The sequence below is a fragment of the Micromonospora nigra genome (assembly GCF_900091585.1).
GTDB lineage: Bacteria > Actinomycetota > Actinomycetes > Mycobacteriales > Micromonosporaceae > Micromonospora > Micromonospora nigra.
This window is the reverse complement of the sequence record NZ_FMHT01000003.1, coordinates 1,676,242-1,702,149: the sequence shown is the minus strand read 5'-3', so window position 1 is coordinate 1,702,149 and position 25,908 is coordinate 1,676,242. Positions and strand designations below refer to the sequence as shown.

The 25,908-nt window shown below is 73.1% G+C and carries 22 protein-coding genes, 1 tRNA gene and 2 pseudogenes; 14 read left to right on the top strand and 11 right to left on the bottom strand.

The genetic code is table 11. The features are described 5' to 3' along the window. Positions 1-188 precede the first annotated feature (188 nt). The 3 genes from GA0070616_RS06985 to GA0070616_RS06975 all read right to left on the bottom strand — a co-directional run bounded on the left by GA0070616_RS06985 (position 189) and on the right by GA0070616_RS06975 (position 3,848). Complete coding sequence (locus GA0070616_RS06985) at positions 189-1,250, bottom strand: hypothetical protein (protein WP_175440001.1); 1,062 nt, start codon at positions 1,248-1,250, stop codon at positions 189-191. Between the two features lie 960 nt (positions 1,251-2,210). Then, positions 2,211-3,707: a tyrosine-type recombinase/integrase gene (locus GA0070616_RS06980; protein ID WP_245712687.1), complete on the bottom strand. Its 1,497-nt coding sequence runs from the start codon at positions 3,705-3,707 to the stop codon at positions 2,211-2,213. 68 nt (positions 3,708-3,775) lie between these two features. Next, positions 3,776-3,848, bottom strand: a tRNA-Arg gene (locus tag GA0070616_RS06975). Positions 3,849-3,981: 133 nt separating this feature from the next. Here GA0070616_RS06975 and GA0070616_RS06970 point away from each other — a divergent pair. Further along, on the top strand, positions 3,982-4,659 hold the full coding sequence (locus GA0070616_RS06970) for a hypothetical protein (protein WP_091078121.1): 678 nt from the start codon (positions 3,982-3,984) through the stop codon (positions 4,657-4,659). 50 nt (positions 4,660-4,709) lie between these two features. Here the strand turns inward: GA0070616_RS06970 and GA0070616_RS06965 are convergent, their stop codons facing one another. The 5 genes from GA0070616_RS06965 to GA0070616_RS06945 form a co-directional block, all read right to left on the bottom strand. Continuing rightward, the gene (locus GA0070616_RS06965) at positions 4,710-5,747 is read right to left on the bottom strand and encodes an alpha/beta hydrolase (protein WP_091078117.1); all 1,038 of its coding nucleotides are present in this window, start codon (positions 5,745-5,747) and stop codon (positions 4,710-4,712) included. A gap of 84 nt (positions 5,748-5,831) precedes the next feature. Then, the gene (locus tag GA0070616_RS06960; RefSeq protein ID WP_139128857.1) at positions 5,832-6,038 is read right to left on the bottom strand and encodes a hypothetical protein; all 207 of its coding nucleotides are present in this window, start codon (positions 6,036-6,038) and stop codon (positions 5,832-5,834) included. Between the two features lie 8 nt (positions 6,039-6,046). Then, positions 6,047-6,472: an HPF/RaiA family ribosome-associated protein gene (locus GA0070616_RS06955; RefSeq protein WP_091078111.1), complete on the bottom strand. Its 426-nt coding sequence runs from the start codon at positions 6,470-6,472 to the stop codon at positions 6,047-6,049. A 180-nt stretch (positions 6,473-6,652) separates the two neighbouring features. After that, positions 6,653-6,856, bottom strand: coding sequence for a hypothetical protein (locus GA0070616_RS06950; RefSeq protein ID WP_245712686.1), 204 nt, complete (start codon positions 6,854-6,856; stop codon positions 6,653-6,655). 95 nt (positions 6,857-6,951) lie between these two features. Further along, entirely contained in the window at positions 6,952-7,251 is a 300-nt protein-coding gene (locus GA0070616_RS06945) for a hypothetical protein (RefSeq protein ID WP_175440000.1), read from the bottom strand. Between the two features lie 386 nt (positions 7,252-7,637). On the opposite strand from GA0070616_RS06945, the gene GA0070616_RS06940 reads away from it, so the two are divergent. From GA0070616_RS06940 to GA0070616_RS06920, 5 genes and pseudogenes are all read left to right on the top strand, one after another. After that, entirely contained in the window at positions 7,638-8,405 is a 768-nt protein-coding gene (locus GA0070616_RS06940) for a helix-turn-helix domain-containing protein (protein ID WP_091090114.1), read from the top strand. Beyond that, entirely contained in the window at positions 8,396-8,587 is a 192-nt protein-coding gene (locus tag GA0070616_RS06935; RefSeq protein WP_091078104.1) for a DUF397 domain-containing protein, read from the top strand. The genes GA0070616_RS06940 and GA0070616_RS06935 overlap by 10 nt, the downstream gene beginning before the upstream one ends. A 375-nt stretch (positions 8,588-8,962) precedes the next feature. Continuing rightward, a complete protein-coding gene (gene ssb, locus GA0070616_RS06930; protein ID WP_091078101.1) occupies positions 8,963-9,724 on the top strand; it encodes a single-stranded DNA-binding protein in 762 nt (253 codons plus the stop codon). 310 nt (positions 9,725-10,034) lie between these two features. Then, a pseudogene (locus GA0070616_RS06925) lies at positions 10,035-10,985 on the top strand (cobalamin biosynthesis protein); the annotation flags it as partial. An 86-nt stretch (positions 10,986-11,071) separates the two neighbouring features. Next, positions 11,072-12,613, top strand: a complete 1,542-nt coding sequence (locus tag GA0070616_RS06920; protein ID WP_091078098.1) for a cobyric acid synthase — start codon at positions 11,072-11,074, stop codon at positions 12,611-12,613. A 221-nt stretch (positions 12,614-12,834) separates the two neighbouring features. Here the strand turns inward: GA0070616_RS06920 and GA0070616_RS06915 are convergent, their stop codons facing one another. Beyond that, complete coding sequence (locus tag GA0070616_RS06915) at positions 12,835-13,236, bottom strand: rhodanese-like domain-containing protein (protein ID WP_091078095.1); 402 nt, start codon at positions 13,234-13,236, stop codon at positions 12,835-12,837. Between the two features lie 86 nt (positions 13,237-13,322). Here GA0070616_RS06915 and GA0070616_RS06910 point away from each other — a divergent pair, with 86 nt between their 5' ends. From GA0070616_RS06910 to GA0070616_RS06895, 4 genes are all read left to right on the top strand, one after another. After that, entirely contained in the window at positions 13,323-14,090 is a 768-nt protein-coding gene (locus GA0070616_RS06910) for a uridine kinase family protein (RefSeq protein WP_425412931.1), read from the top strand. A 107-nt stretch (positions 14,091-14,197) separates the two neighbouring features. Further along, entirely contained in the window at positions 14,198-15,574 is a 1,377-nt protein-coding gene (locus GA0070616_RS06905; protein WP_091090105.1) for a dipeptidase, read from the top strand. Between the two features lie 62 nt (positions 15,575-15,636). Continuing rightward, positions 15,637-15,843, top strand: coding sequence for a hypothetical protein (locus GA0070616_RS06900; RefSeq protein WP_091078091.1), 207 nt, complete (start codon positions 15,637-15,639; stop codon positions 15,841-15,843). 103 nt (positions 15,844-15,946) lie between these two features. Further along, positions 15,947-17,539 carry an ATP-dependent DNA ligase gene (locus tag GA0070616_RS06895; RefSeq protein ID WP_175439997.1) on the top strand — a complete coding sequence of 531 codons (1,593 nt, stop codon included), beginning with the start codon at positions 15,947-15,949 and terminating at the stop codon, positions 17,537-17,539. A gap of 112 nt (positions 17,540-17,651) precedes the next feature. Here GA0070616_RS06895 and GA0070616_RS06890 read toward each other — a convergent pair whose 3' ends face one another. Beyond that, a complete protein-coding gene (locus tag GA0070616_RS06890) occupies positions 17,652-18,473 on the bottom strand; it encodes an SURF1 family cytochrome oxidase biogenesis protein (protein ID WP_175439996.1) in 822 nt (273 codons plus the stop codon). 200 nt (positions 18,474-18,673) lie between these two features. Here GA0070616_RS06890 and GA0070616_RS06885 point away from each other — a divergent pair, with 200 nt between their 5' ends. Beyond that, the gene (locus GA0070616_RS06885; protein WP_091078087.1) at positions 18,674-20,068 is read left to right on the top strand and encodes a cobyrinic acid a,c-diamide synthase CobB; all 1,395 of its coding nucleotides are present in this window, start codon (positions 18,674-18,676) and stop codon (positions 20,066-20,068) included. Positions 20,069-20,092: 24 nt separating this feature from the next. Here the strand turns inward: GA0070616_RS06885 and GA0070616_RS06880 are convergent. Next, positions 20,093-22,224: pseudogene (locus tag GA0070616_RS06880) on the bottom strand (transglycosylase domain-containing protein). Positions 22,225-22,346: 122 nt separating this feature from the next. On the opposite strand from GA0070616_RS06880, the gene cobC reads away from it, so the two are divergent. From cobC to cobA, 3 genes are read left to right on the top strand one after another with little or no spacing between them, the layout of a single operon-like run. Continuing rightward, on the top strand, positions 22,347-23,456 hold the full coding sequence (gene cobC, locus GA0070616_RS06875) for an Rv2231c family histidinol phosphate aminotransferase CobC (protein ID WP_091078083.1): 1,110 nt from the start codon (positions 22,347-22,349) through the stop codon (positions 23,454-23,456). Beyond that, positions 23,456-24,562: a nicotinate-nucleotide--dimethylbenzimidazole phosphoribosyltransferase gene (gene cobT, locus GA0070616_RS06870; protein WP_091078080.1), complete on the top strand. Its 1,107-nt coding sequence runs from the start codon at positions 23,456-23,458 to the stop codon at positions 24,560-24,562. The genes cobC and cobT overlap by 1 nt, the downstream gene beginning before the upstream one ends. After that, on the top strand, positions 24,559-25,830 hold the full coding sequence (gene cobA, locus GA0070616_RS06865) for a uroporphyrinogen-III C-methyltransferase (protein WP_091078076.1): 1,272 nt from the start codon (positions 24,559-24,561) through the stop codon (positions 25,828-25,830). Before cobT ends, cobA begins: the two co-directional genes overlap by 4 nt. Positions 25,831-25,908: the final 78 nt, after the last annotated feature.

Sequence of the window (25,908 nt, the reverse complement as noted above, 5' to 3'; positions counted from 1 at the left end):
GCGAGTTGCAAGAGCTTAAAAACCTCGGGGCTCCGCCCCGAACTCCGGCCCTCCTCAGAGATGCCGTCGCAGATCCCCTTGCCGGGCACCACAAGGGCTACCAGCCTCCACGCCCTACTGGCGTACGACCTTGTCCCCGTCCGGGGAGGCTGGTCGGTCTGGCGACTGCCCAACGAGGAGATCAGCTCTTACCGCAGGTAGCGCCTTATCACCTTCCTCCGGGGCTTGCTGCTGCCGCGTCGCGGCTTACTCGGCTTGTGCCTCTTCGCACGACTCACCGTCTGGGTACCGCCCACCACGCCGAGGAATACACCCAGGAGGCCCAGGGGCGTGCTTAACCGGTCGTTGATCTTCTCGATCAGTTTGGGATCCTTCGCCTCGACCACGCCACCCGCCACTACGAGCAGGACGGAGAGCGCAATGATTGGCCCAAACCGCTCGATCGTTTTGGCAGAAGGGTCGAGCCGTCGAGCAAAGAGTAGGAAACACCCGAAGAGGTACTGGGCTAGGAAGAGGGCATGCTTGGCGCTCTCGACGCCGCTGCGGGCCGCGTCTGCGATATCCGCGAACCAGCCCGCCGGGTCGGATATCAGTTCAGCCGACTCCTGGCGGAGCACGTCCGCGGGCTGCAAGCCGGCCGGGAACGATATACCCTCCAGCGCTGCGAGCGTCGCCTCCATCGACCGGGCCAGGCTGGCCACATCTATCGTCCGGGCGAAGTTCGCTGTGGAGAGTGTCGCCTCCATCGACCGGGCCAGGCTGGCCATATCTATCGTCCGGGCGAAGTTCGCTGTGGAGAGTGTCGCCTCCATCGACCGGGCCAGGCTGGCCACATCTATCGTCCGGGCGAAGTTCGCTGTGGAGAGTGTCGCCTCCATCGACCGGGCCAGGCTGGCCACATCTATCGTCCGGGCGAAGTTCGCTGTGGAGAGTGTCGCCTCCATCGACCGGGCCAGGCTGGCCACATCTATCGTCCGGGCGAAGTTCGCTGTGGAGAGTGTCGCCTCCATCGACCGGGCCAGGCTGGCCACATCTATCGTCCGGGCGAAGTTCGCTGTGGAGAGTGTCGCCTCCATCGACCGGGCCAGGCTGGCCACATCTATCGTCCGGGCGAAGTTCGCCGTGGAGAGCGTCGCCTCCATGGAGGGGGATTTGGACTGTGAGGTCGAAGTCACCTCCTGCGGTCGCCGTACCTCTTCCTGCTGGTCGTCTTCAGGAAGCTCGTCTGGGTAGGAAATTTCTGCCATCACGATCCTTTGATACAGCGTGCCCGATCACCCGGTCGATCAGGGTTAACGATGGTCAAGAACAGTCGGAGACGACGAAGGCCCCTGACTCGCGTTTCGCAGGTCAAGGGCCTTGCCATTGCCTGGTGGCGGGTAGGGGATTCGAGTCTCTGTAGCTTTCGCGACGGATTTACAGACCATACCCAACCCTGCTGCCGCCAGAGTCTACGACGGTCGCGCGACTTGGCGTGCGCCCCCTGTCACCGCCCTTGGTTGCCGATCGTCCTGTACCTCAGTAAGTCTATTGAAGCCATCTCGGTGCCAGCGGACGTTGTTGCTATCCAAGAACCACAGTTGGCAGAGAAGTCCGCTTGGCGGCCCAGCGAAGTTTCGGACGTGTGCCTGTCTAAAATCAGCCCGGAGAGGTTCGCCAGGTGGCGCGATGATCCATTCTTGGGATTCTTGCAGTCCGTGCCATTGCCCATCGAAGCGGTAGCCGATTTCCACGCGTACGTCACTGACGGATGCGCTGCTGCCGTTTAGTAAATGAACTGACGCAAAACAGGGCTTTCCAACGATGTTGGCATGCGGCGTATCGGGAAGATCAGTTTCTGAGGTAGCCCATGCAGACACGCGAAGGGCCTGGTCGCGCCTCCGGTCCTGGGCTTCGCGCCTACGCAGAGCAATCAAGTCTCTCATCTGAACGAGAGCGATCACGAGCGCGACCAGGACACCAGCCGCCGTGGCGATTGAACCAACGGCAGCCCAGTCCCATCCCCAAGGATCGATCTCTGTTCCTTCCGCTGCCAGCGTCGCAGCATGCTCGGTCATGAGCCGATAGTGCTGCACCAGTACAAGCCGCAGCCGATAGTGACGGACTGCGGGGGAGTGTCGCGAGACACCGAGAAGCGTTTTCGCTGCTAGACCGCCATATGTCCAGGCTATCGGAGCGAGCAACTTGATCTCGTTAGGCGGGTGTCGTCGTCATGGATGAGGGTGGTCTGCGACGGTTGCTCGGCGACCTCGGATGACGTTTACCAAGCCCTCTGCGGTAAGCAGCGCTACGGCGCGATGAGCGGTTCCGACCGAGACGCCATGCGCTGAAGCCAGCTCGGCAACAGCCGGGAGCTGGTCGCCGGGCCGTAGCCGACCGGCGGTGATCTGCTCGCGCAGGTCGGCGGCGATCTTCTGATATGGGCTACTTGCCACACTGCGTTGCGTTGGCGCGGCGGGACGCGGCGGCATCCGGGCCGCCAGAGTCCCGGCGGCCCGCTGGTCCGACTCCGACAGCCAGGCCGCGTAGACCCTGAGCGTGGTTGTCCCGCCGCCGCCATGACCGAGCCGGCCGGCGACGGTCCGCACGTCGACACCCGCGTTGATCAGCTCGGTTGCCGAGTAGTGGCGCAGGGCGTGAATGTGGCTGGTAATGCCGAGCCGAGCCGCGAGTCGGCCGTACCGCTGGGTGATGGTGTCGGGTCGGTAGCCCCGGCTGTTGTCCGGCTCGGGGGAGAAGACGTAATCGGCGGGGTCGGCGTCCGCGTCGAGCTGGGCCAGGCGGTCGAGGTACCGGCCGTGCAGCTCGCGCAGCACTTCGATCGTCTCCGGGTCGAGCGCCACCCGCCGTTGCTGGTGCGTCTTGGTGTTCTTCTCCCGCAGCGCGCCGTCTTCGTCCAGATAGGAACTGCGACGCAGCGTCAGCACACCGGCGGCCAGGTCGAGATGGTGCCAGCGCAGCGCGCACAGCTCGCCGCGCCGGGCACCCGTCGTCATAGCGAGCCACACCAGCGCGCCCCAGTCCGGATCGCGCCACGCCTCGTTGATGATGCGCGCGGCGTCGGCCGGGTTCGGCGGCTGCGGGTCAGGGTGCGGCGGTGCGGGCGGCTCGGCCTGACTGGCGGGGTTGACGGCGATCCAGCGCCACCGGACGGCGCGACTGAGCGCACCACTGAGAATCCAGTGAATCTGGCGCACTGACGACGCGCTGAGCGGCTTGCAGACGTGCGGCCGGCACTTCGCCGTGCAGGTGTGCTCACCCTCTACGCGGTGCTTCACGTACGCCTTGCCGCCGCACCAGTCGCGGCAGCGGCGCAGGCTCGCGTAGAACGACTCCAACGTCTCGGCGTCGAGCCGGCCGACCGGCAGCTTGCCCAGCACCGGCCGTACGTGCTTGTTCAGTTTGTTGACGTAGCCCATGCGCGTGGTGGCCTCAATGTCGGCCACCTCAAGCCACCGGTCTAGGAGTTGGTCGAGTGTGGCGCGAGTGCGCGGGTTGCGCCGCTCGTCCACCTGGGCCAGCAACCGGGTACGCGCCTTCTCGGCTTCCTTGGTGGCGGTGCGGCCGGCGGGGATCACCTCGGTCAGGTAGTGCCGCTTGCCGCTGATCGGGTCGACGCCGGCATAGACCTTCACGCGCAGTGACCCGCTGGGCAAGGTTTCGATCTCGCCGCGCTGGCGTTTGGTGCGTCCGTTCGAGGCTGCCACTGGGCCACCGTAGCGCGCTCGCACCACGAATAGCCCCACGCGAGCTAGTCAGATGGGAGAAGTGCCTGTGCGCCCGGCAGGATTCGAACCTGCGGCCTTGGGATTAGAAGTCCCCTGCTCTATCCGCTGAGCTACGGGCGCGCGTCGTGGGTGTCGCGCGAGAAGGGTACCGCCGCCTGCGCCCCAGGCGGGGGATCGGGTGCCCGTCACGCTTCCACGACGGCTGCCGGGTTGCGTCCCGCGGGGTGAGGGGCCCGGCCGTACGCTCGGCGACGTGCTGCTTGATCCGGAGCTGGAGAACGAGGTCGCCTACGAGCTGTGTCAGCTCGTCGGGCGCGCGATCCTGCCGGTCCGCCGGGGTGGTGAACCGGGTACGGCCTTCTTCCACCAGATGGGAACGGACGAGTTCCTGGTCACCGCCGAGTCGGCCGATCCGGCGGACGGCGAGATCGGGCTGCGGCCCAGCGTGACCGAGCCGGCGGGGGTGGCGCCCGGGGTGCTGCCGGTGCCGGCGGCGTGGTGGAGCCGGCCCGGGGCGTCGGGCGTCGCGGTGCTGCCGGTCGTCCGGCTGCGGGAGCGGGCCGACCGGGAGGGCTGGCGGTGGCGTACCCAGAGCGTGGCTGACGGGTTTGTGGCCGGCGCGGACACGATCGACCGGATCGGCGCGGAGCCCGGGTCGGCCTTCGTGCTCGCGCTCGGCGTGCGCGACGACGGGGCCCGACCGTTGGAGGTGGCGGTGGAGCGGGTGGTCCGCGACGGTGCCGTCGTGCGGGTCACGACCGTGTTGCCCACCGGCTATGTCGGTGCGCCCGTGTTCGGTGTCGAGGCCGCCGAGGGTGGTCCGGCGTTGGCCTGCCTGGGCCTGGTGCTGCCGGCGGTCGGCGGCGGGCATCCGCTGGCCACCTTCGACCGGGTCCGCGCCGCGCTCACCGCACACCCCTGGTCACCGTGATGGGTGACCAGCGTCGAGGCTCCTGACCGGGCTGCGGTGGCGCGTCGCGGTCAGTCGCGGTGTGAGGTCGCGCCCGCCCGGTCGGCCCCGGCCGTCTCCGGTCGCCGGGGTGCCGGCGGGACCGCGTCGGTGGTCGTGGGCCCGGCGCAGAGGAACGCCTCGGCCCACCGGCCCACCTCCGCCAGGACCTTCTCGCGTACGGCGGGGCCGGAGAGGGTGAGATCGTGCATGCCGCCGTCGAAGCGGGCGACGGTGACGTGCCGGCCGAGGCGGGGCGCCCAGCGGACCATGTCCTCCACGTTCAGCACCGCGTCGGCGAGCGCGACCGATTCGTGCCACTTTGTACCCCGGTACGACCGGGTCGAGCAGGCCAGCAGCACCGGCACCGGGATGTCCAGCCCGGCGCGCAACCGGCGCTGGCCGGCGCGGATGGCACCGAGCCAGCCGGCCCGCACCGGGAACCCGGCGAGGGGCTTCCAGGTCAGGTCGTACGTCCACTCGCCGCGATGGTCGACGTGGATGCTCTCGCCGTACACGGTGCCCAGGCCGAAGGGAAGCACGCGCTGCGGCGCCCGGCGGCCCAGGCGCGCGACGGCGGCTGCGAGGGGTCGCCGCACGACCCAGGGGGCGTTCAGGTCGAAGAAGGGACTGTTCAGGACGATCCCGTCGACCAGTTCCGCGTCACGGCGCTCGTGCGCCCACAGCGAGACGATCAGGCCGCCGGTGGAGTGGCCCATGGCGAGGAGGGTGTCGTGGCCGTCGTCGTCCCGGATGATCTTCGCCGCCGCATCCAGCTCGGGGAAGTAGTCACCGAGGTCGTGGCAGAAGTTCGGGGTCTGGTGCGGCAGCAGGCTGCGACCGTACTTGCGCAGGTCGAGCGCGTAGAAGTCCCAGCCGCGTGCCGCGAAGAAGTCGGCCAGGTGGGTCTGGAAGAAGTAGTCGACGAAGCCGTGCACGTAGAGCACGGCCCGCCCGGTGGGGCGGTCGGCCCGGCGGCGGACCAGGGTGGCGACCACCGGTCCCTCGTCGTCGGTGCCCAGGTCGATGGTGTGCCGCTCGTAGGGCTCACCCAGCACGTCCGGTTCCACGCCGCCGACGGTACGCCGGGAAGCTACCGAGCGGTAGCCCCCGCCCACCCTGGTCGGGCGGACGGGGGCAGGTGGGTTGATGTCTCAGTCGCCCTCGGCCTCGCGGCCCGACGGCTCGTGGGAGGTCGACTCCCGGCTCCGGCCGGGGCCGTACGGGGAGACCTGGTCGACCGGAACCGACCGGTGCTCCCGGCTGGGCGAGGAGCCGCCGCCGGGGGCGGGGCCGTCGCTGTCCTGGACCAGCCGGGTCTCGCCGCTGCGGCGCATCTCCGGTTGCTGGACGTTCGGCATGGTGTCTGTCACCTCTCCTCGGTCGTCGCCCCCGCCCCGGACAGCTCGTCGAGGTTGGTCGACGCAGCGGGGGTCGGGGGGCTGTTGTCCCGCAGGTGCTTGTTGTTGCGCGGCTCCTGCCGGGTCTTGGCGTCGTTGAGCCTGCGGCGCAGATCGTCCCGGGCGTCGTGCAGCGCCGCGTTCAGGTCCTCCTCCGTGGAGGTGGCGACGATCTTCTGCCGGCCGGCCACCCAGCACTCCAGGGTGACCTTCTGGCCCTTGGCTTCCCGGTTCTTCACCGACAGCTCCAGCTCGGTGGCGTCGGCGTGGAAGGTGGCCAACCGCGCGTCGAGCGGAGCGAACTGCTCGACGATCCAGTTCCGGTCGCCCTGCGAGAAGCCGGCACCCATCCGCAGGCACTCCGCCACGGTGGCCGGGTTCGTGACGGCGCTCATCGACGCACCTCGCCTTCGGTCGGCACGGCGGTGCGGCTTCGGCAGCAGATCATCGTCGCTGGCCCCTCTCGTCGGACGACAGGCCGCCCGGGTGGGCTGCGTGCCGTCGGTGGTACCTGGCTGATGTTGCTGTACCCAGCGTCCGACCCGTCCGAAACGCCCTGGTCCGAGTGGGCCGACTCACCGTCGGCCAGTCGGGCCGGCCGGCCAGTCAGGCCAGCGAGGGGTCGCCCAGGCGGTGAATCGTTCGCCGAGATCAGGCGGCGGGGCGTCCCCGCGCTGCTCGGCGATCTCCTGGGCGGCCTGAGCCGACAACGCCTTGAGATGGTCGATCAGTTCGGCCCGGCGCTGCCGGTACGCCGCCAGCAGGAGCAACTTCGCCACCGAACAGGGCCACAGCCGGCCGCACGCCCGGCAGCGCCACGACGGGCGGGCGGGATCGTGCTCTGTGACGTGGCGACGGCGGCGGTGTCGGTACGTCACGCGCCGGCCCTCGCGGACGCGCGACGGGCCTGCCTCCGCCGGGGTGCGACAGCGGGGGCCGCAGCCGGTTCGGGGGCCGGTTCCAGCCCTTCGACCAGTACGAACAGGGTCCGTCGATCGATGGCGTCGCCCCGGTGGTCGAGCTGGTAGCAGTCGACCCACGCCCAGCCCCACGGCGGATGCCGGTCGGTCAGGTGCCGGAAGATCCGCACCGTGATCGGGACGACGAACTGCGGGGACGCCGCGCGGGCCAGTCGGTATACGCCGGGGGTGACCGTCGGCGGGGCGACGCTCACCGTGCCGGCCCGACGTTGCGGCGGGCGGCCCACCGCGACGCCACAACGGCGTTGGTGCGGCCGGGCCCTCGGAACGGCGGGACGAGCGGACCGGTCGACCCCGACCCCGCCATGTTGGGCAACCGGGAGCGTGCGGCGGGAGCGGGCCCGGACGAGGGCTGCGGCGTTTGCGGCACGGTGGAACCCCAATCGTCGGCGAGTCGGGAGAGGGGCCGTCGCGCGGATGCTCGCCCAGCAGCGTCGGCCCCTCGACAGCGATGCCGCTGGACTCTTCGTGCCGCCAGCCACGTCGCCGTCTACAAAGCACCTTGCGGTGTGTAGCGTGACACTGACACCGCGTAAGAACATGACCAGTAGACATCTTGGACATCTATCGGAGACAGACCGTGAACGATGCTCTTCGCGCTGCGCTGAGTCAGACCGGTTACACCGTCGAAGCCCTCGCTTCCCAAGTAGGCGTAGACCCGAAGACCGTGGGACGGTGGCTGACGGAAGACCGAATTCCGCACCCGAGCCACCGGGCAGCAGCAGCGGACGCACTGGGTCGCCCTGTTGCGGACATCTGGCCGGACACGTCCAGACGTCGAGAGTTGGCCTGGTTCCGTCCATGGCAGGAAATCGAGCGTGAGGCTGTGTCCCTCCGCTCGTACCAAGGTGTCGTGTTGCCGGGTTTGCTCCAGACGGAGGCGTACGCCCGTGCCCTACTGACTGCCGCCGGCCGGCATGCTCCCGGCGACATCGAGCGGTTGGTCGCCAACCGCCTTGCTCGCCAGGCGGTCCTCGACAGGGAGAATCCGCCGCAGTTCACTGCTGTCGTCGACGAGGCCGCGCTTCGTCGGCCGGTCGGCGGCCGAGAAACGATGCGGACGCAGTTGCTTGCCCTGGTCGCTGTTTGTGATGCCCCGCACGTCCGGCTGCACGTGGTGCCCTCTGTTGTCGGCGCTTACGCAGGGCTGAACGGTCCCTTCGTCATCGCCACAAGCGCTGATCACCGGCTGGCCGGCTACCTGGACACTCAACTGCACGGGCAAGTGGTTAGCGACACCGCTGACATCGCCGCGATACTGGCGGCGTGGGAGAACGTGCGGGGTGAGGCGTTGTCCCACTGGCAATCAGTGGATCTGATCAAGGAAGTGGCGGAGTCATGGAGCTGAGTGGCGCGAAGTGGCGCAAGAGCAGCCGCAGTAGCGGGAACGGCGGGGACTGCGTTGAGGTCGCCGACAATCTGCCCGGCGTCGTAGCGGTTCGCGACTCGAAGGACCAGGCCGGTCCGGCGCTGGCGTTCGAGCCGACTGCTTGGAGGGCGTTCGTGGCGCAGGTCGCCGGCCGGGCCTGACCGCCCCTGACTCGTACGGCGGCGCCCGTCCCCACGCTCGGGGGGCGGGCGCTTCGTGTTGCCGGCCTCCGGAAAGTTCCGGCGGTCGATGCCCGGGGTGGGCGCTTCGTCTGCCGCACTCGGGGTCGGCGGTCGGTGTCGTGACGGTTCTCCGGAATCGCGCGACCGTCGGCCGGATCGCGCTCAGGTCGATGGGGTGGGTGACCAGGGGCGGAGTCTCACCTAGCACATCGACAGCCTGATCAGGTTGTTGTCCACAGGCCACGCTTCTGTCCACAGGGGCGGCTCCCGCGGTGGCCTCGATCAGGCGTGGCCCGCGAGGCTCGGCGGCGAGTCGATTCGCGAAGAACCCAGCCGACCACCCCTGGAGGGACGATGTTCGACACCTACGTCACGATCGTCGGGAACGTGCTCACCGCACCCGAGTGGCGACGCACCACCCAGAGCAACACCCTCGTGGCCAACTTCAAGGTCGCCTCGACCGCCCGGCGGCTCGACCGGGACACCGGTCGCTGGGTCGACGGCAACAGTCTGCGGGTGCGGGTCAACTGCTGGCGTCGGCTCGCCGAAGGGGTGGCGTCCTCGGTCATGGTCGGCGACCCGGTGGTGGTCTGCGGCCGGCTCTACACCCGTGACTGGACCGACGACGCCGGCAACCACCGCACGATCTACGAACTGGAGGCGGTCGCCGTGGGGCACGACCTGTCCCGGGGTCGGGCGCGCTTCCTGCGCAACCGGCCGAGCACGGCGACCAGCGCGGTCTCCGACGCCGAGGCCGAGCAACGGGTGCACGGCGAGATGACCGAGGCGGTGCCGGACGACGAGGCGCCCTCCCGGCCGGACGACCGCCCGGTCGACGACGACGTCGAGATGCTGGGTGCGGCCGGTGCCGACGTTCCGTTCCGGGGCGGCGACTCGTCGACCGTCGGGTTCGACGCGTCGGCTGACGGTAGCGACCTGTCGGCGGATCCGTTCGACGGTCCCGGGGAGGGCCTCGACGCCGGCCCCGACGAGTTGACACCGCTGACCGACATCGATGATGACGCGCCCGGTGCGCCGCCACAGGAGCCGGCCGAGACGGGGCCGGCCACCGGGCGTGGCCGGCGGGGGCGGGGCCGGGTGGCGCAGCCGGCCTGATCGACGGGCCGACGGGCGCGTTCGTGGGCTGGGGCGCTCGGGCCGCGACGGGGGCGGGGTGACGGCGAGTGAACGCCGCCACCCCGCGCGGCCGAGCCACCCCGGCGGCGCGGAACCGGGCAACCAGCCGTCGCGACTGGCCGTCCCGGCCGTTGCGGCCGGCGGCGTCAGGCGGGACGGTCTCGGTAGGCGAGACGGTGGCGGATGGACGGGATGGGATCGGTGGGCGGAACGGGCTCGGTAGGCTGGCCGGTCGGGGGTGGTGCGGGTGCGGGTGCGGCAGGCAGCGGCGAACGCGGCGGGGTTGGTCATGGGTTACGCGATGGACGCGTTGCTCGGCGACCCGCGTCGGTGGCATCCGGTGGCTGGTTTCGGCCGGGCGGCCGGCGCTCTGGAGCGGCGGGTCTACCAGCCTCGGCGTGCACGTGGCGCCGTGTTCACCGCAGCCGCCGTCGGCGTGCCGGTGCTCGCCGGGGTCGCCGCCACGGTGGCCACCCGCAACCGTCCGGTGGCCCGCGCGGCGCTGGTCGCCGCCGGCACCTGGACCGTGCTGGGCGGGCGCACGCTGCGCCGCGAGGCCAAGGTGATGGGCCGTGCCCTGCGCACCGGTGACCTGCCGGCCGCCCGGCAACGCCTCGGGCACCTCTGCGGGCGGGATCCGTCGGTGCTCGACGAGCCCGAACTGGCCCGGGCGACCGTCGAGTCGGTGGCGGAGAACACCTCCGACGCGGTCGTCGCCCCGCTGCTGTGGGGAGCCGTCGCCGGACTGCCCGGCCTGTTGGGCTACCGCGCGGCGAACACCCTCGATGCGATGGTCGGCCACCGCTCGGTGCGCTACGCCCGGTTCGGCACCCCGGCCGCCCGGCTGGACGACGTGCTCAACCTCGTGCCCGCCCGGGTCACGGGCCTGCTCACCATCGCGGTTGCCCCGACCGTTCACGGTGACCGGGAGCGTGCCTGGCAGGTGTGGCGGCGTGACCGCAACGACCACCCGAGCCCCAACGCCGGCCAGTGCGAGGCGGCGATGGCGGGGGCGCTGGGCGTCCGGCTCGGTGGTCGCAACGTCTACTTCGGTCGTTCGGAAGTACGCCCCTACCTCGGCGACGGCCCGCGACCCGAGGCACGGCACCTGAAACGGGCCGCTCGGATCTCCGGTGCCGTCAGCCTGGCGGCCCTCGGCATCGCGGCGGTGTGGCCCCTGACGGGCGGGCTGCTCGCGGGGGCGCTCGGGCGGCGCGGCCTGCGGGCCGTCGCCGACCGGTTGCCGGCCCCCGGGGGCGCGGTGCGCGACCGACTGCTGGCACGCAGGGGCGCGGTGCGCGGCGGGCTGTCGGTCACGGGGGCCCGGTGAGCGGCGGGCTGCTGGTCGCCGGAACCACCTCCGACGCGGGCAAGAGCGTCCTGACCGCCGGCATCTGCCGCTGGCTGCACCGGCAGGGGGTCCGGGTCGCGCCGTTCAAGGCACAGAACATGTCGAACAACTCGGCCGTGGTCGTCGGGTCGGACGGTCGGGGCGGTGAGATCGGCCGGGCGCAGGCCATGCAGGCCGCCGCCTGCGGGCTCGCCCCCGACCTGCGGTTCAACCCGGTGCTGCTCAAGCCGGGCAGCGACCTGGCCAGCCAGGTGGTGCTGCTCGGCGAGGCCGTCGACACGGTCACCGCCGGTAACTTCCGCGAGTTGCGACCCAAGCTCGCCGACACGGCGTACGCGGCGCTGGCCGAACTGCGGGCCGCGTACGACGTAGTGGTCTGCGAGGGGGCCGGCAGCCCGGCGGAGATCAACCTGCGGGCCGGCGACTACGTCAACATGGGCCTGGCCCGCCACGCCCAGCTACCCACCATCGTGGTGGGAGACATCGACCGGGGCGGCGTGTTCGCCTCGATGTTCGGCACGCTGGCCCTGCTGGACGCGGCCGACCAGGCGCTGATCGCCGGATTCGTGATCAACAAGTTCCGGGGCGACCTGGGTCTGTTGCGTCCGGGGCTGGACATGCTGCGCCAGGTCACCGGCCGCCCCACGTACGGGGTGCTGCCCTGGGCGCTGGACCTGTGGCTCGACGCCGAGGACTCCCTCGCCTACGGTCGGGTGCTCGGTCGCCCCGCCGCCCCGCACGGCACCGAATGGCTCGACGTGGCCGTGGTCCGGCTGCCCCGGATCAGCAACGCCACCGACGTCGAGGCCCTCGCCACCGAACCCGGCGTCCGGGTACGCCTCACCGTCGAGCCCGCCGAACTCGCCGCCGCCGACGTGGTCGTGCTGCCCGGATCCAAGTCGACCGTGGCCGACCTGGCCTGGTTGCGCGAAACCGGCCTGGCCGACGCCGTCACCGCCCACGCGGCGGCGGGCCGGCCACTGCTCGGCATCTGCGGCGGCTTCCAGATGCTCGCCCGTGCCATCCACGACGAGGTGGAGAGCCGACGCGGCAGCGTGCCCGGCCTCAACCTGCTGCCCATCGAGATCACCTTCGACCGCCGCAAGACCGTCCGGCAGGCGGCCGGGACGGCAGCCGGGGGAGTGCCGGTGGGCGGCTACGAGATCCACCACGGGTACGTCTCGACCGCCGACGCCTCCCTCGAACCCCTGCTGACGTACGCCGACGGCACCGCCGAGGGTGCGGTACTCGGCTCCGTGCACGGCACGCACTGGCACGGTGCGTTCGAATCCGACGGGTTCCGCCGCCGGTTCCTCACCGAGGCGGCCCGCCTCGCCGGGCGTACCGGCTTCCGGGTCGCGCCCGCCACCTCGTTCGCCGCCGCCCGGGAACGCACCCTGGACCTGCTCGGCGACCTCGTCGAGGAACACCTCGACACGGCGGCCCTGTGGCGGCTGGTCGAGACCGGCCCACCCGCCGACCTGCCCTTCGTCCCGCCCGGCGCCCCGACAGCGTGACCTGGGCCGCAGCCACCGGAGACAACCAGCGTCGGGCGGCAGCGTCCGTGACCTGGGCCGCAGCCACCGGAGACAACCAGCGTCGGGCGGCAGTGTCCGTGACCTGGGGATCGGTTCACCGGGGGCGATGGACGGGTGGCCGTTCGGTTGACGGCAGACGAAGGCGATCATGGGAAGTCGCAGGGCCACCGCCGGCTGGTCACCGCCAGGCGCGGCCGGCGTCAGCGGCGGACGTCGGCGGGGCGGTCCGACAGGGGCAGCCCCGCCGCCCGCCAACCCTCCACCCCGCCCACCGTGTCGGTGGCCCGGTGCAGGCCGAGGGCACGCAGACTCGCGGCGGCCAGGCTGGAGCTGTAGCCCTGCCGGCACACCACCACGACCTCGATGTCATACCCGGTGGCCTCGGGGATCCGCGCGTCGCTGGCCGGGTCCAGCCGCCACTCCAGCACCGTCCGGTCGATCACGATCACGCCGGGCAGGTCGCCCTGTTCCTGGCGTTGCGTGTCGGTGCGGATGTCGATCACGAGAGCGCCGCGCGTGGCGGCCTGCACCGTCTCCTGCGGCGTCAACCGGGTCACGCCAGCGCGGGCCTGTTCCAGCAACGCCTCGACGCCGGGACTCATCACAGAATGGGACACGCCCCGAGCATGCCGGGCCCTACCTGGTCCCACCGGGGAAGCGGTGCGGGACAACCCGAACGGTAACGTCAGTGGCCGTGGTCGCGGTGTTCGAGGCGTACGCCGACCTGGCGCGGCGGGTGCTGGCCGGGCCGGCACGGTTGGGGCGTACCCGGATGGTGGCCGTCGACGGGCCCAGCGGCGCGGGCAAGACCGTGTTCGCCGCGCGTCTCGCGGACGCCCTCGGCGAAGCCCTCGCGGACAGGCCCGCGCCCGACGAAGCCCACGGATCCGCCCTCGGGGAAACCTTCGCGGTCGGTGCCGTCCTCGCGGACGGGCCGGCTGCCGACGAAGCCCCCGGATCCGCCCTCGCCGGCCGACCCACGTCCGGTCCGGGGATCGGAGTCCGGCCGCCCGTCGTGCACACCGACGACCTGCTCGACGGGTGGGACGACCAGCTCACCTTCTGGACCAGGTTGGAGGAACAGGTGCTGGCGCCGCTGCGCGCCGGGCGGCCCGGGGCGTACCGCCGCTACAGCTGGGTGCGGCGCGCCTTCCTGCCGCGCGAGGTGCCGGTGCCCGTCGTGCCCGTGCTGCTCCTGGAAGGGGTGAGCGCGGCCCGTGCTGCCGCCGTGCCCGACCTCACCCTCGCGGTCTTCGTCACCGCGCCCGCCTCGCTGCGGCGCAACCGCGCGGTCTCCCGCGACGGGCCGGGCATCCTGCCGCAGCTGCACCGCTGGCACGCGGGGGAGGACGTCCACTTCGCCGCGGACCGCACCGCCGCCCGCGCCGACCTGGTGGTCGACGGCGCACCCACGCTGCCGCACGACGCCACCCGGTGGTACGTGCGCCGCCGGTGACCGCGACCAGCCAGGCAGGCCAGCCGGGTCGCCACCCGGGCGGAGCATCCCCGTTCCCGGGTTCCACCCCCCGCCGGCCCCGGTAGGGCCGGCATACGATGCCGGTCATGACCCCTCCAATGTTGTCCGAGTCCGAGCTGCGGGCCGCCGTCGAACGGGAGCTGCCCGGCGTGCGTGCCGACCTGGAGCGACTGGTCCGCATCCCCGGCATCGCCTTCGACGGCTTCGACCACTCACACGTGCAGCGGTCCGCCGAGGTGGTCGCCGAGCTGCTGCGCGGCTGCGACCTCGACGTCGAGGTCGTGCGTTCCGGCGGCCAGCCCGCCGTGATCGGCAAACGCGCCGCGCCGCCCGGGGCACCCACGGTGCTGCTCTACGCGCACCACGACGTGCAGCCCGTCGGCGACCGGTCGCTGTGGGAGTCCGACCCGTTCGAGCCCGTCGAACGCGACGGTCGCCTCTACGGTCGCGGGGCCGCCGACGACAAGGCGGGCATCATGGCGCACGTCGCGGCGCTGCGCGCCTTCGGTGACCGGTTGCCCGTCGGCGTGGTGCTGTTCATCGAGGGCGAGGAGGAGTACGGCTCCGAGTCGCTGGAGCGGCTGCTGGTCGAGCACCGGGAGGATCTCGCCGCCGCCGACGTGATCGTGATCGCCGACTCGGCGAACTGGGACATCGGCGTACCGGCGCTGACCACCTCCCTGCGCGGCATCGTCAACTGCTTCGTCGAGGTGCGGACCCTGGAACACGCGGTGCACAGCGGCCTGTTCGGCGGTGCCGTGCCGGACGCGCTCACCACGCTGGTGCGGCTGCTGGCCACCCTGCACGACGACGCGGGCGACGTCGTCGTCGACGGCCTGGTGAGCCGGGAGGGCGCGAGCGTGGACTACCCCGAGGAGCGGATCCGCGCCGAGGCCGGCCTCGCCGAGGGTGTCGGGCTCATCGGCACCGGCCGGATCACCGACCGGCTGTGGACCAAGCCGGCCGTCGCGGTGCTCGGCATCGACGCCCCGGCCACCGACGAGGCCCCGAACGCCCTGCTCCCCACGGCGAAGGCGAAGCTCAGCGTACGGCTGGCACCCGGCGACGACCCGAAGCGGGCGTACGCGGCGGTGCGCGCCCACCTGGAGAAGCACGCGCCGTGGGGGGCGCAGGTGACCGTGACCCTGGAACACGACGGTGACCCGTGCGTCATCGACGCCACCGGCCCGCTGTTCGACGCCGCCCGTTCGGCGTTCCGCGTCGCGTGGGACGGCACCGACCCCGTGGACGTGGGCATCGGCGCCTCGATCCCGTTCATCGCCACCTTCCAGGAGACGTTCCCGCAGGCGGCGATCCTGGTGACCGGCGTGGAGGATCCACACGCCCGGGCCCACTCGCCCAACGAGAGTCTGCACCTGGGGGAGTTCGCCCGGGTCTGCCTGGCCGAGGCGCTGCTGCTGGCCCGGGTGGCCGAGACGGGCAGGAAGGTGACGAACCCGTAACTTCCCCGGTCAAGTCGCTGTTTCCGGTGTGTCGTACGTGTCGCTGTTATAGCCTCTCGAACATGCGTACGAACGAGGTGATGGCCCGCCTGGAGGCCGCCGTCAGCGCTCTCAGGGACGTCGACGTCTCCGCGTGGCCCGAGGACACGCTCAAGGAACAGCTCGGGGACCTGTCGGCGGCCCTGGTCGCCCTGGACACGTCGCTGTCCCGCATCGCCGAGGGGGTCCGCTCCCGCGGCCTGCGCGTCGAGGAACCCGTCCCAGCCTGAGCTGCGCGGTGCCGGCGGCGTGGCGCGGGCCGACCGGCCCGACCGGCCCGCACGACGGCCCGGGTGCGGCAACACCCGGGTGATGTCGGGGGTGGCTGGCAGGATGAGGGCCGTGCGGTTCCTCGACCTGGCAGCCACCTCCGCAGCCGTCGGTGCCACCAGCGGCCGGCGGGCGAAGGTCGCGCTGCTCGCCGACGCGCTGCGTCGCCTCGAACCGGCGGAGGTGGCGGCCGGTTCGGGCTGGCTGGCCGGGGAGCTGCGCCAGCGGCAGACCGGAGTGGGTTGGGCCAGCCTGCGCGACCTGCCCCCGCCAGCGGCCGAGCCGACCCTGACCGTGGCCGGCGTCGACGCGGCGATCGACGAGATCGCGGCGGTGCGGGGGCCCGGCTCGCAGGCCCGCCGGCGGGCGCTGCTCAATGCGCTCTACGCCGCCGCCACCGGCGAGGAGCAGCGGCTGCTCACCGGCCTGTTCAGCGGCGAGCTGCGGCAGGGTGCCCAGACGGGGCTGCTCGCCGACGCGGTCGCCCGTGCGGCCGACGTGCCGGTCGCCGCCGTACGTCGGGCGGTGCTGCTCGCCGGCGACCTGCGGGTCGTCGCCGTGGCCGCCCTCGACGGCGGCGCGGGGGCGCTGGCGGCGTTCGGTCTGCACGTCGGTCGACCCCTCGCGCCGATGCTGGCCCAGAGCGCCCCCTCGGTCGACGCGGCGCTCACGGCCACCGGCACCCCCGCCGTGGTCGACGTGAAGCTCGACGGCATCCGCATCCAGGTGCACCGCTCCGGGGCCGACGTCGCCGTATTCACCCGCAGCCTCGACGACATCACCGGCCGGGTGCCGGCGGTGGTCGCCGCCGTCCGGGCCCTGCCCGCCCGCGAGCTGGTGCTCGACGGTGAGGCCATCGGCATGGACGAGACGGGCCGGCCGCTGCCCTTTCAGGAGACGTCCAGCCGGGCGGCCCGCCGGGGCCCGCAGCGCGGCGCGGAGGGTTCCCCGGTCACCGCAGCGGTGCGGGCCGCCGCCGACCGTGCCGGCGAGACGGCCCTGACGCCGTACTTCTTCGACCTGCTGCACCTCGACGGCGTCGACCTGATCGACCGGCCGGGCCGTGAGCGGTGGGCCGCGCTCGCCGCAGCGGTCGACGAGTCCCTGCTGGTGGGGCGGCTGGAGGTCGACGGGCCCGCGCAGGCCGGCGCCGCGTTCGCCGCCGCGCTCGACGCCGGCCAGGAGGGCGTCGTGGTGAAGGATCCGGCAGCGCCGTACGACGCCGGCCGGCGCGGCGCGGCCTGGGTGAAGGTGAAGCCCCGACACACCCTCGACCTGGTGGTGCTGGCCGTGGAGTGGGGCAGCGGTCGGCGCACCGGCTGGCTGAGCAACCTGCACCTCGGCGCACGCGACCCCCACACCGGGGGGTTCGTCATGCTCGGCAAGACGTTCAAGGGCCTCACCGACGAGCTGCTGCGCTGGCAGACCGAGCGCTTCCTGGAACTGGCCGTCGAACGCGGTGACTGGGTGGTGCGGGTGCGCCCCGAACAGGTCGTCGAGGTCGCCTTCGACGGCGTGCAGACCAGCAGCCGTTACCCGGGCGGGGTGGCCCTGCGTTTCGCGCGCGTGCTGCGCTACCGAGACGACAAGACGGCGGCCGAGGCCGACACCATCGACGCCGTTCGAGCCCTGCGGGCCGGGCGGGTCACCGGCTGACGGTGTCTCGGGGCTGGAAAGCCGCGAGGTGCGGCAGGATGCGGTGTCTCGGGGCTGGAAAGCCGCGAGGTGCCGCACCCGGCGGGATGCGGGATCCAGCCGGGCAGCCGGCTCAGGTCGTGCTGCTCGGCTCGGCGGCCCGGTCGAGGGGGCGCTCGTCGACCACCCCGGCCAGCCGGCGAGCCTCCCGTCGCGCGACCCAGCCGAAACCGACCAACGTCATCACGGCGAAGATCCACCACTGCACGACGTAGCCCAGGTTCTGCCAGTTGTTGGCGTGTCCCACCGGCACCGCACTGAACAGCGGGTCAGCGGCCGGTACCTGCTGGTCGAGGAGCACGTACGCGCCGTGCACCGGGTAGGGCAGTTCCCGGGCGAGCTGCGGGACGGCGATCCGCCGCGTCTCCAACCGTCCGTCGCGCCGGTTCACCGTGCCCGCGCCGCTCTCGCTGGCGTGCACCCGGCCCTCGACGGTCACCTCACCCGCCGGGGCGGGCGGCACCTGCGGCTGGGCCGTCGCGCCGCCACCGGGCACCGGGGGGATCCAGCCCCGGTCCACCAGAACGGCGGTGCCGTCGGCCAGCACGAGCGGAGTCACCACCTCGAAGCCGACCCGGCTGTCGACCGTCCGGCCGCGCACCAGGACCACGTTGTCCGTGTCGTACCGCCCCGTCACCGTCACCCGGATCCAGGTCTTCTCCTCCGCGGGCCCCGGACCGGCGGTGCCCGGACCGCCCGTCGGCGCGGGCACCGCCTCGCGCAGCGGCACCGGGGCCATCCGCAGGCCGGCGTCGATGCGCTCGTTGATCTCCGTGCGCCCCCGGTAGCGGTCGAGCTGCCAGTTGCCGAGCTGCACCATGACCACCGCCGCCACCAGGGTCAGCAGGAAGATGCCCAGCCAGCGCGGGGTCAGCAGGAACCGGTACACGACCACGAGGCTACCCGTATGACCGAGGCCACTGACCCGGCCCGCCCCCGGGTCGGAGGGCGGCTGGTCCGACCCGCCCACGGCCGGCCGCCGGGTGGTGCTCGCGCGTCGACCCGTTCCGCTATCGTCACGCGGGCGGACCGTGCAGGTGTGTCCGCGCCGGTGCGTCCGCGCCGGGTGTTCCACCGCCCCGCGAGGAGTCGACGATGACCGGCGTGCCGCGCCTGGTGCTCAGTGCGCCGTCGTCCGGGCACGGCAAGAACGCGCTGGCGATCGGGCTGCTCGCCGCCCTCGCCGACCGGGGTGTGACCGTTGCCGGGTTCAAGGTCGGCCCCGACCAGGTCGACACCGCGTACCTGGGACTGGCCGCCGGTCGACCCGGCCGGACCCTCGACCCCCGGCTGGTCGGCGTCGAGCGGCTGGCCCCGCTGGTCGCCCACGGGGCCGCCGGCGCCGGGCTCGCCGTGTTGCAGGGCAGCATGGGCCTGTACGACAGCCTCACCGGCCACCCCGACAGCGAGTCCACCGCCGCCGTGGCCACCGCGCTGCGCAGCCCTGTCGTGCTGGTGGTGGACGTCGCCGCGATGGGGCAGTCCGTGGCCGCCCTGGTGCACGGCTTCCGGTCGTACGACGAGCAGCTCTGGCTGGGCGGCGTCATCCTCAGCCGGGTCGCCTCGGCGCGGCACGAACAACTGCTGCGGGAGGCGCTGGACGACGTCGGCGTTCCCGTCTACGGGGCGTTGCGCCGCCAGGACCTCCCCGCCGTACTGCCGGCCCGTCGCTACGGCGCGGTTCCGGCGCTGACCGGCGCCGTCGACGCGACCCGGGCGGTACGCCGCCTCGGCGAGGCGGTCGCCGCCACCGTCGACCTGGACCGGCTGCTCTCCCTGGCCCGGTCCGCGCCGCCGCTGCCGGCCCCGCCGTGGTCGCCCGACGAGCCACCCGCACCGTCGGGACCGCCCCCGGTGGTGGCGCTGGCCGGTGCGTCCGGGGGCGCCTACAGCCACCCCGAGACCGCCGAGTTGCTGCGGGCGGCCGGTGCCGAGGTGGTCACCGTGGACCCGCTGCGCGACGAGGCGCTGCCGGCGGGCGCGCGGGCCCTGGTGGTCGGCGGTGCCCTGCCCGAGTCGTACGCCGAGCAGTTGTCGGCGAACCGGCGGCTCTGCATCGCGGTCGCGGAGCTGGCGCGGGTCGGCCGTCCGGTCGTCGCCGGGGGCACCGGCCTGCTCTGGCTGGCCCGGGAGTGGGACGGGCTGCCCATGTGCGGGGTGCTCGACGCGGTCGGTGTCAGCCGGGAGGGGCTGGTGGCCGGCTACCGGGAGGCCACCGCCCAGGCCGACAGCGTGGTGGCCACCCTCGGCGAGGTGGTCACCGGGCACAAGGAACACCGGGCGGTGTTGACTCCCCGGGCCGGGCAGCGGCCCGCCTGGAGTTGGGACGGCGGTGCCCCGGAGGGGTTCGTGTGGCGGGGCGTGCACGCGTCGCAGCTCGTGCCGCACTGGGCCGCGTACCCGCGGATCGCCGCGCGACTGGTGGCCGCGGCGGCGGTGGACCCGGCGGCCGAGGCGGTGGCCGGTCGCCCGGCCGGGACGGGTACCTGACCGGCCGCCGGGACTTGTCGGCGGTCAGCCGACGATGCGGTCCGACGGCGGGGTGAACTGGCGCACGGGCGTGCCCTCGAGGGCGTCCCGCAGGGTCTCCGCGACCGCCTTGATCGGAATCTGGGACTGGCCGTCACCGACGGCGTTGAACGGGTTGTCCGGGTCCGAGATGAAGCTCGCGGCGGCCAGCTCCGGGGTGTAGCCCACGAACCAGGCCGACCGGGTGCTGTCGGTCGTACCCGTCTTGCCGGCGACCGGCCGGCCGACCGTGCCCCGGACGCTGTCGGCGGTGGACCAGCCTCCGCAGCTGCCCTTGGCCGGGGTGTCGCCGGTGGGGCAACGGGCGGCGTCGGTGGCCGCGCGGGCGGCGTCGGCGCTGACCACCTGCCGGCAGCGCGGCTTGGCGACCTCCCGTTCGATGCCGGAGGCGGTCTTCCAGGTCGTCGGGGTGCCGTCCCGGTCGTAGATCGCCGACACCGGGATCGCCTCGCAGTAGCGGCCGTCGGCGGCGACGGCGCCGTACGCGTTGGCCATCTCCAGCGGGGTGGCGTCGGAGACGCCCAGGGTGAACGCGCCCCACGTGTCGGCCTTGCCCGGGGAGGCGTGCTCCCGGTCGACGTCGGTGCGCCAGCGCAGCCCCAGTTGTTCGGCGAGCCGGACGGCCTTCTCCGCGCCGACCTGTTCCTCCAGCCACACGAAGTACGTGTTGACCGACTTGCCGAAGCCGGACCACATGGTCTGGGTGCCGCTCATCGCGCCGCTGGCGTTCGACGGCGACCAGCCGTCGTAGACCTCGGAGCGGTAGGTGTGCGGCGCGTTGAACGTGGTGTTCAGGGTCATGCCGGAGTCCAGCGCGGCGAGCATCGGGAACATCTTGAACGTGGAACCGGCCTGGTAGCCCGGCAGGTCGCCACCGCCGAGCAGCGGTGCCACCGTGTTCGGGAAGCTGGCCTTCACGTTCGGCTCGGCCTCCGGGTTGGAGCTGGGCCCGTTCCCGGCGACGTCCAGCGAGTACGTCCGGTTCACCGCCATCGCCTTGACCCGGCCGGTGCCGGGCTCGGTGACCACGATGCCGTTGGCGTAGGGACTGCCGGTGTTCTTCTCGGTGCCGACGTGCTTCTCGGCAGCCGCCTGGATCTTCGGGTCCATGCTCAGCACGATCCGGTAGCCGCCCCGGCGGAGCTTGTCGATCCGCTCCAGCGGGGTGGCGCCGAACGCCGGTTGCGCGCTCCACCAGTTCTTCACGTAGTCGCAGGCGAAGCCCCAGCTGTTCCACTCCTGGGGCACGGAGGCGCAGTCGCTCGGGGGTAGCTGAGCCGGAGCCGGATGGGCTCGTCCTTCAATGCGTCGGCGTCGTCTCGGGACAGGTAACCGAGCTGGGTCATCCGGTCGAGCACGTAGTTGCGTCGGGTGGTGGCGTCCTTCTGGTCCGAGCTGGCCGGGTCGTACCGCGACGGGCTCTTGACCAGGCCGGCGAGGGTGGCCGCCTCCACGGGGCTGAGGTCCTTCGGGGCCTTGGAGAAGTAGATCTGGCTGGCGGCGTAGACGCCGTACGCGCGATGCCCGAAGTATGCCGAGTTGAGGTACCGCTCCAGGATGTCCTCCTTGGTGAGCTCCTTCTCCAGGTCCACGGCCATGCGCATCTCCCTGACCTTGCGGACGGGGGTCTGGGCGGTGGCCTCCTGCACCTCCTTCGGGGTGGTGGCGCTGTCCCGCAGCGCCATCCGGACGTACTGCATGGTCAGCGTGGAGGCGCCCTGGGAGACGCCGTTGGAGCGGGCGTTGGCGACGAAGGCCCGCGCGACGCCCTTCGGGTCGACGCCGTGGTGCTGGTAGAAGCGGGTGTCCTCGGCGGCGACGATCGCCTGTTGGATGTTCGGCGACATGTCGGCGAGCTTCGTGTACTGCCGGTACTCCTCGTAGAACATGGTCAGCACCGTCTTGCCGTCGGGCGCGTACAGGTAGGAGGACTCGGCGGGCAGGGCGGTGGTCAGCAGCCGGGTCTTGCTCTCCACGGCGTGGGCGGTGGCCTTCGCGCCGAGCCCGGTCACGGCGACCAGCGGGTAGGCGACGGCGGCGACGACGAGGCCGGCGATGAGCCCGGCACGCAGGAGAGGAACGAGACGACCGGCGGCAGCAAGGGGTCGGTTGCTCACACTGCCAAGTTATGACATTTCCGATTCGTCCATGAGAAGAACTCGTGAACGTCGTGCCAGGTGATGCGGCCCACGCCGCGCCTGCCTGTCCCGTGCGCCGCCTTCCCGGCAGGATCGCGGACATGCGCGGTCAGCCGATCGGGGTAGCCCCCGACCCCACCGACGAACCGGATCCGGGTCGGGCGGTGGAGCCCGACCTCGGACACCACGGGGACGCCGAGGTGACCGGCGGCCTCGTCGACCTCGCGGTCAACGTCCGCCGGGCCCCGATGCCCGACTGGTTGGCCGATCCGATCACCGCCGCGCTCGGCGACCTCGCCGCGTATCCGGACCCGGGGCCCGCCCACGCCGCCGTGGCCGCCCGGCACGATCGGCCCCCGGCCGAGGTGCTGCTGACCGCCGGCGCGGCCGAGGCGTTCGTGCTGATCGCCCGGGCGCTGCGCGACGTGCGCCGCCCGGTCGTGGTGCACCCCCAGTTCACCGAGCCCGAAGCCGCCCTGCGCGCCGCCGGGCACAGCGTCGACCGGGTGCTGCTCGACCCGGCCGACGGCTTCCGGCTCGACCCGGCCCGGGTTCCCGCCGACGCCGACCTGGTGATGGTCGGCAACCCCACGAACCCCACCTCCGTGCTGCACCCCGCCGCCGACGTGGCCGCCCTGGCCCGGCCCGGCCGGGTCCTGGTGGTCGACGAGGCGTTCGCGGACACCACCGCCGCCGAGGGGGTCCCCGGCGAGCCCCACTCCCTCGCCGCCCGCCGCGACCTGCCCGGACTACTCGTGGTGCGCAGCCTCACCAAGACCTGGGGGCTGGCCGGCCTGCGGATCGGCTACCTGCTGGGCGACGCCGCGCTCCTGCGACTGCTGGCCGCCGCGCAGCCGCTGTGGGCGGTCTCCACCCCGGCGCTCGCGGCCGCGACGGCCTGCGCCGGCCCCGAGGCGGTCGCGGCCGAGCGCGCGCTCGCCGCCGCGCTCGCCGCCGACCGCGACCACCTGACCGCCCGCCTGTCGGCCCTGCCCGGAGTACGCGTGGCCGGCCGGCCCGCCAGCGCCTTCGTCCTGGTCCACCTGCGGGGCGCCGACCGGGTACGGCACGCGCTGCGGGACCGCGGCTGGGCGGTCCGGCGCGGCGACACCTTCCCCGGCCTGGGGCCGGACTGGCTGCGGGTGGCGGTGCGCGACCGGGCCACCACCGACGCGTTCACCGCTGTGCTGGCGGAGATCCTGGAGGCATGATGCTGGAGCCCACGATCGCGGCGATCAGGCCGCTCGACGAGTCGGCGATGGCCGCCGCCCGCGAACTTCAGGGCCGGCTGACCAAGCCGGCCGGGTCGCTCGGTGCCCTGGAAGACCTGTCCGTACGCCTCGCCGGGCTCGCCGGGGTCTGCCCCCCGCCGCTGCCCGAGCCGGCCGCGGTGGCGATCTTCGCCGGTGACCACGGCGTGCACGCCCAGGGCGTCACCCCGTGGCCGCAGGAGGTGACCGGGCAGATGGTCGGCAACTTCCTGGCCGGCGGCGCGGTGGTCAACGCCTTCGCCCGGCAGGCCGGCGCGTCGGTCACCGTCGTCGACGTCGGTGTCGCCACGCCGGTCGGGCCGGCGGACGGCACCGAACGGCCCGCTGAGCCGGGCCGTGCAGCGGGCGGCCCGACCGGGGTGCCCCGGTTCGTCGAGGCGAACGTGCGGCGGGGCACCCGCGACATGACGGTCACCGCCGCGCTGACCCGCGAGGAGACGCGGGCCGCCGTGCAGACCGGCGTCCGGGTCGCCGGTGAGCTGATCGACGCCGGCGCCGGCATCCTGCTGACCGGGGACATGGGCATCGGCAACACCACCCCGGCTGCCGCGCTGGTCGCGGTCTTCGCCGGGGTCGACCCGGCCGAGGCCACCGGCCGCGGCACCGGGGTGGACGACCCGACGTACCGGCACAAGATCGAGGTGGTGCGGGCGGCGCTGCTCCGGCACGCCCCCGACCCCGCCGACCCCCTCGGTGTGCTGGCGAGCGTGGGTGGGCTGGAGCACGCGGCGCTGACCGGGCTGATCCTCGGCGCCGCCGCGCGCCGGGTGCCCGTCCTGCTCGACGGGGTGATCGCCGTGTCCGCCGCGCTGGCCGCCGTGGCCCTGGCCCCCGACGCGGCCGGCGCGATGGTGGCCGGGCACCGCTCGGCGGAGCCCGGCGCCACGGTGGCGCTGCGCCGGCTGGGTCTGGAGCCGCTGATCGACCTCGGGCTGCGCCTCGGCGAGGGCACCGGCGCGCTGCTGGCGCTGCCGGTGGTCACCGGGGCCGTGCGGGTGCTGCACGAGGTCGCCACGTTCGACTCCGCGGGGGTGGCCGAGAAGTGAGCACCAACCCGTACCCGCTCGGCCTGCGGCTGGCCGGCCGGCGGGTGGTCGTGGTGGGCGGGGGTGCCGTCGCCACCCGCCGGGTGCCCGCGCTGCTGGACGCGGGCGCCGACGTGTTCCTCGTCGCGCCGGAACTGACCCCGGCCCTGCACGGGCACGTCGACGCCGGACGGCTGCACTGGGAGCGCCGCCGGTTCCTCCCCGACGACCTGGACGGCGCCTGGCTGGTCCAGGTCGCGGTCGACGACCCGGTCGCCGCCGCGTCCGTCAGCGCCGCCGCCGCCGAGCGCCGGATCTTCTGCGTACGCGCCGACGACCGGGCCGCCGCGACCGCGTGGACCCCGGCGGTGACCCGGCACGGGCCGGTGACGGTGGCGGTGCTCGGCGGGGGCGATCCGCGCCGGGCCATGACCGTCCGGGACGAGGTGCGTGCCCTGCTGGCCACCCGGGGGCCCGGCGAGGGCGGCACGGCGCCCGCGGGGGCCACCCGGCCGGCGGGTGCCGGCCGGGCGTCCGACCCGGCCGCGGGTGGCGGCCGGGTGGCCCTGGTCGGTGCCGGCCCCGGTGACCCGGAACTGATCACGGTCAAGGGATGGCGGTTGCTCACCGAGGCCGACGTCGTGGTCGCCGACCGGCTGGTGCCCGGACTGCTGCTGGACGAACTGCGCTCGGACGTCGAGCTGGTGGACGCCTCGAAGATTCCCTACGGCCCGGCCCGGGCGCAGGAGGAGATCAACCGGATCCTGGTCGACCGGGCCCTCGCCGGCCGGGTCGTGGTGCGGCTCAAGGGCGGCGACCCGTACGTCTTCGGCCGGGGCGGCGAGGAACTGCTGGCCTGCGCCGAGGCCGGGGTTCCGGTCACCGTGGTCCCCGGGGTGACCAGCTCGATCGCGGCCCCGGCCGCCGCCGGTATCCCGGTGACCCACCGGGCCGTGGCGCACGAGTTCACCGTGGTCTCCGGGCACGTCGCGCCCGACTCGCCGGCCTCGCTGGTGCGCTGGGACGCCCTCGCGGGGCTGCGCGGCACGCTGGTGATCCTGATGGGCCTGAAGAACCTCGCGGCGATCGCCGCCGTCCTCGTCGCCCACGGGCGGCCGGCCGACACGCCCGTGGCGGTGGTGCAGGAGGCCACGACCGGAGCCCAGCGGCAGCTGCGCTCGACGCTCGGCGCGGTGGCCGCCGACGTGCTGGCGGCCGGGTTGCGCCCGCCCGCCGTGGTGGTCGTGGGCGACGTGGTCGACGCCCTCGCGGCCGGCTTCCCGGGCTGACCCCGCCGGCTCGCCCTGCCCCGCCGACTCGCCTCTGCCCCGCCGGCTCGCTCGGTCTCGCCGGCTCACCCTGCCCCG

Bases quoted from the DNA above. Each gene is read 5' to 3' on its own strand.
- GA0070616_RS06955 (WP_091078111.1), bottom strand. From the start codon at position 6,472: ATGAGCGCCGTCACGAACCCGGCCACCGTGGCGGAGTGCCTGCGGATG.
- GA0070616_RS06905 (WP_091090105.1), top strand. From the start codon at position 14,198: ATGACCCCTCCAATGTTGTCCGAGTCCGAGCTGCGGGCCGCCGTCGAA.
- cobT (WP_091078080.1), top strand. From the start codon at position 23,456: ATGCTGGAGCCCACGATCGCGGCGATCAGGCCGCTCGACGAGTCGGCG.
- ssb (WP_091078101.1), top strand. From the start codon at position 8,963: ATGTTCGACACCTACGTCACGATCGTCGGGAACGTGCTCACCGCACCC.
- cobC (WP_091078083.1), top strand. From the start codon at position 22,347: ATGCGCGGTCAGCCGATCGGGGTAGCCCCCGACCCCACCGACGAACCG.
- GA0070616_RS06885 (WP_091078087.1), top strand. From the start codon at position 18,674: ATGACCGGCGTGCCGCGCCTGGTGCTCAGTGCGCCGTCGTCCGGGCAC.
- GA0070616_RS06900 (WP_091078091.1), top strand. From the start codon at position 15,637: ATGCGTACGAACGAGGTGATGGCCCGCCTGGAGGCCGCCGTCAGCGCT.
- GA0070616_RS06895 (WP_175439997.1), top strand. From the start codon at position 15,947: ATGAGGGCCGTGCGGTTCCTCGACCTGGCAGCCACCTCCGCAGCCGTC.
- GA0070616_RS06960 (WP_139128857.1), bottom strand. From the start codon at position 6,038: ATGCCGAACGTCCAGCAACCGGAGATGCGCCGCAGCGGCGAGACCCGG.
- GA0070616_RS06915 (WP_091078095.1), bottom strand. From the start codon at position 13,236: ATGAGTCCCGGCGTCGAGGCGTTGCTGGAACAGGCCCGCGCTGGCGTG.
- GA0070616_RS06935 (WP_091078104.1), top strand. From the start codon at position 8,396: ATGGAGCTGAGTGGCGCGAAGTGGCGCAAGAGCAGCCGCAGTAGCGGG.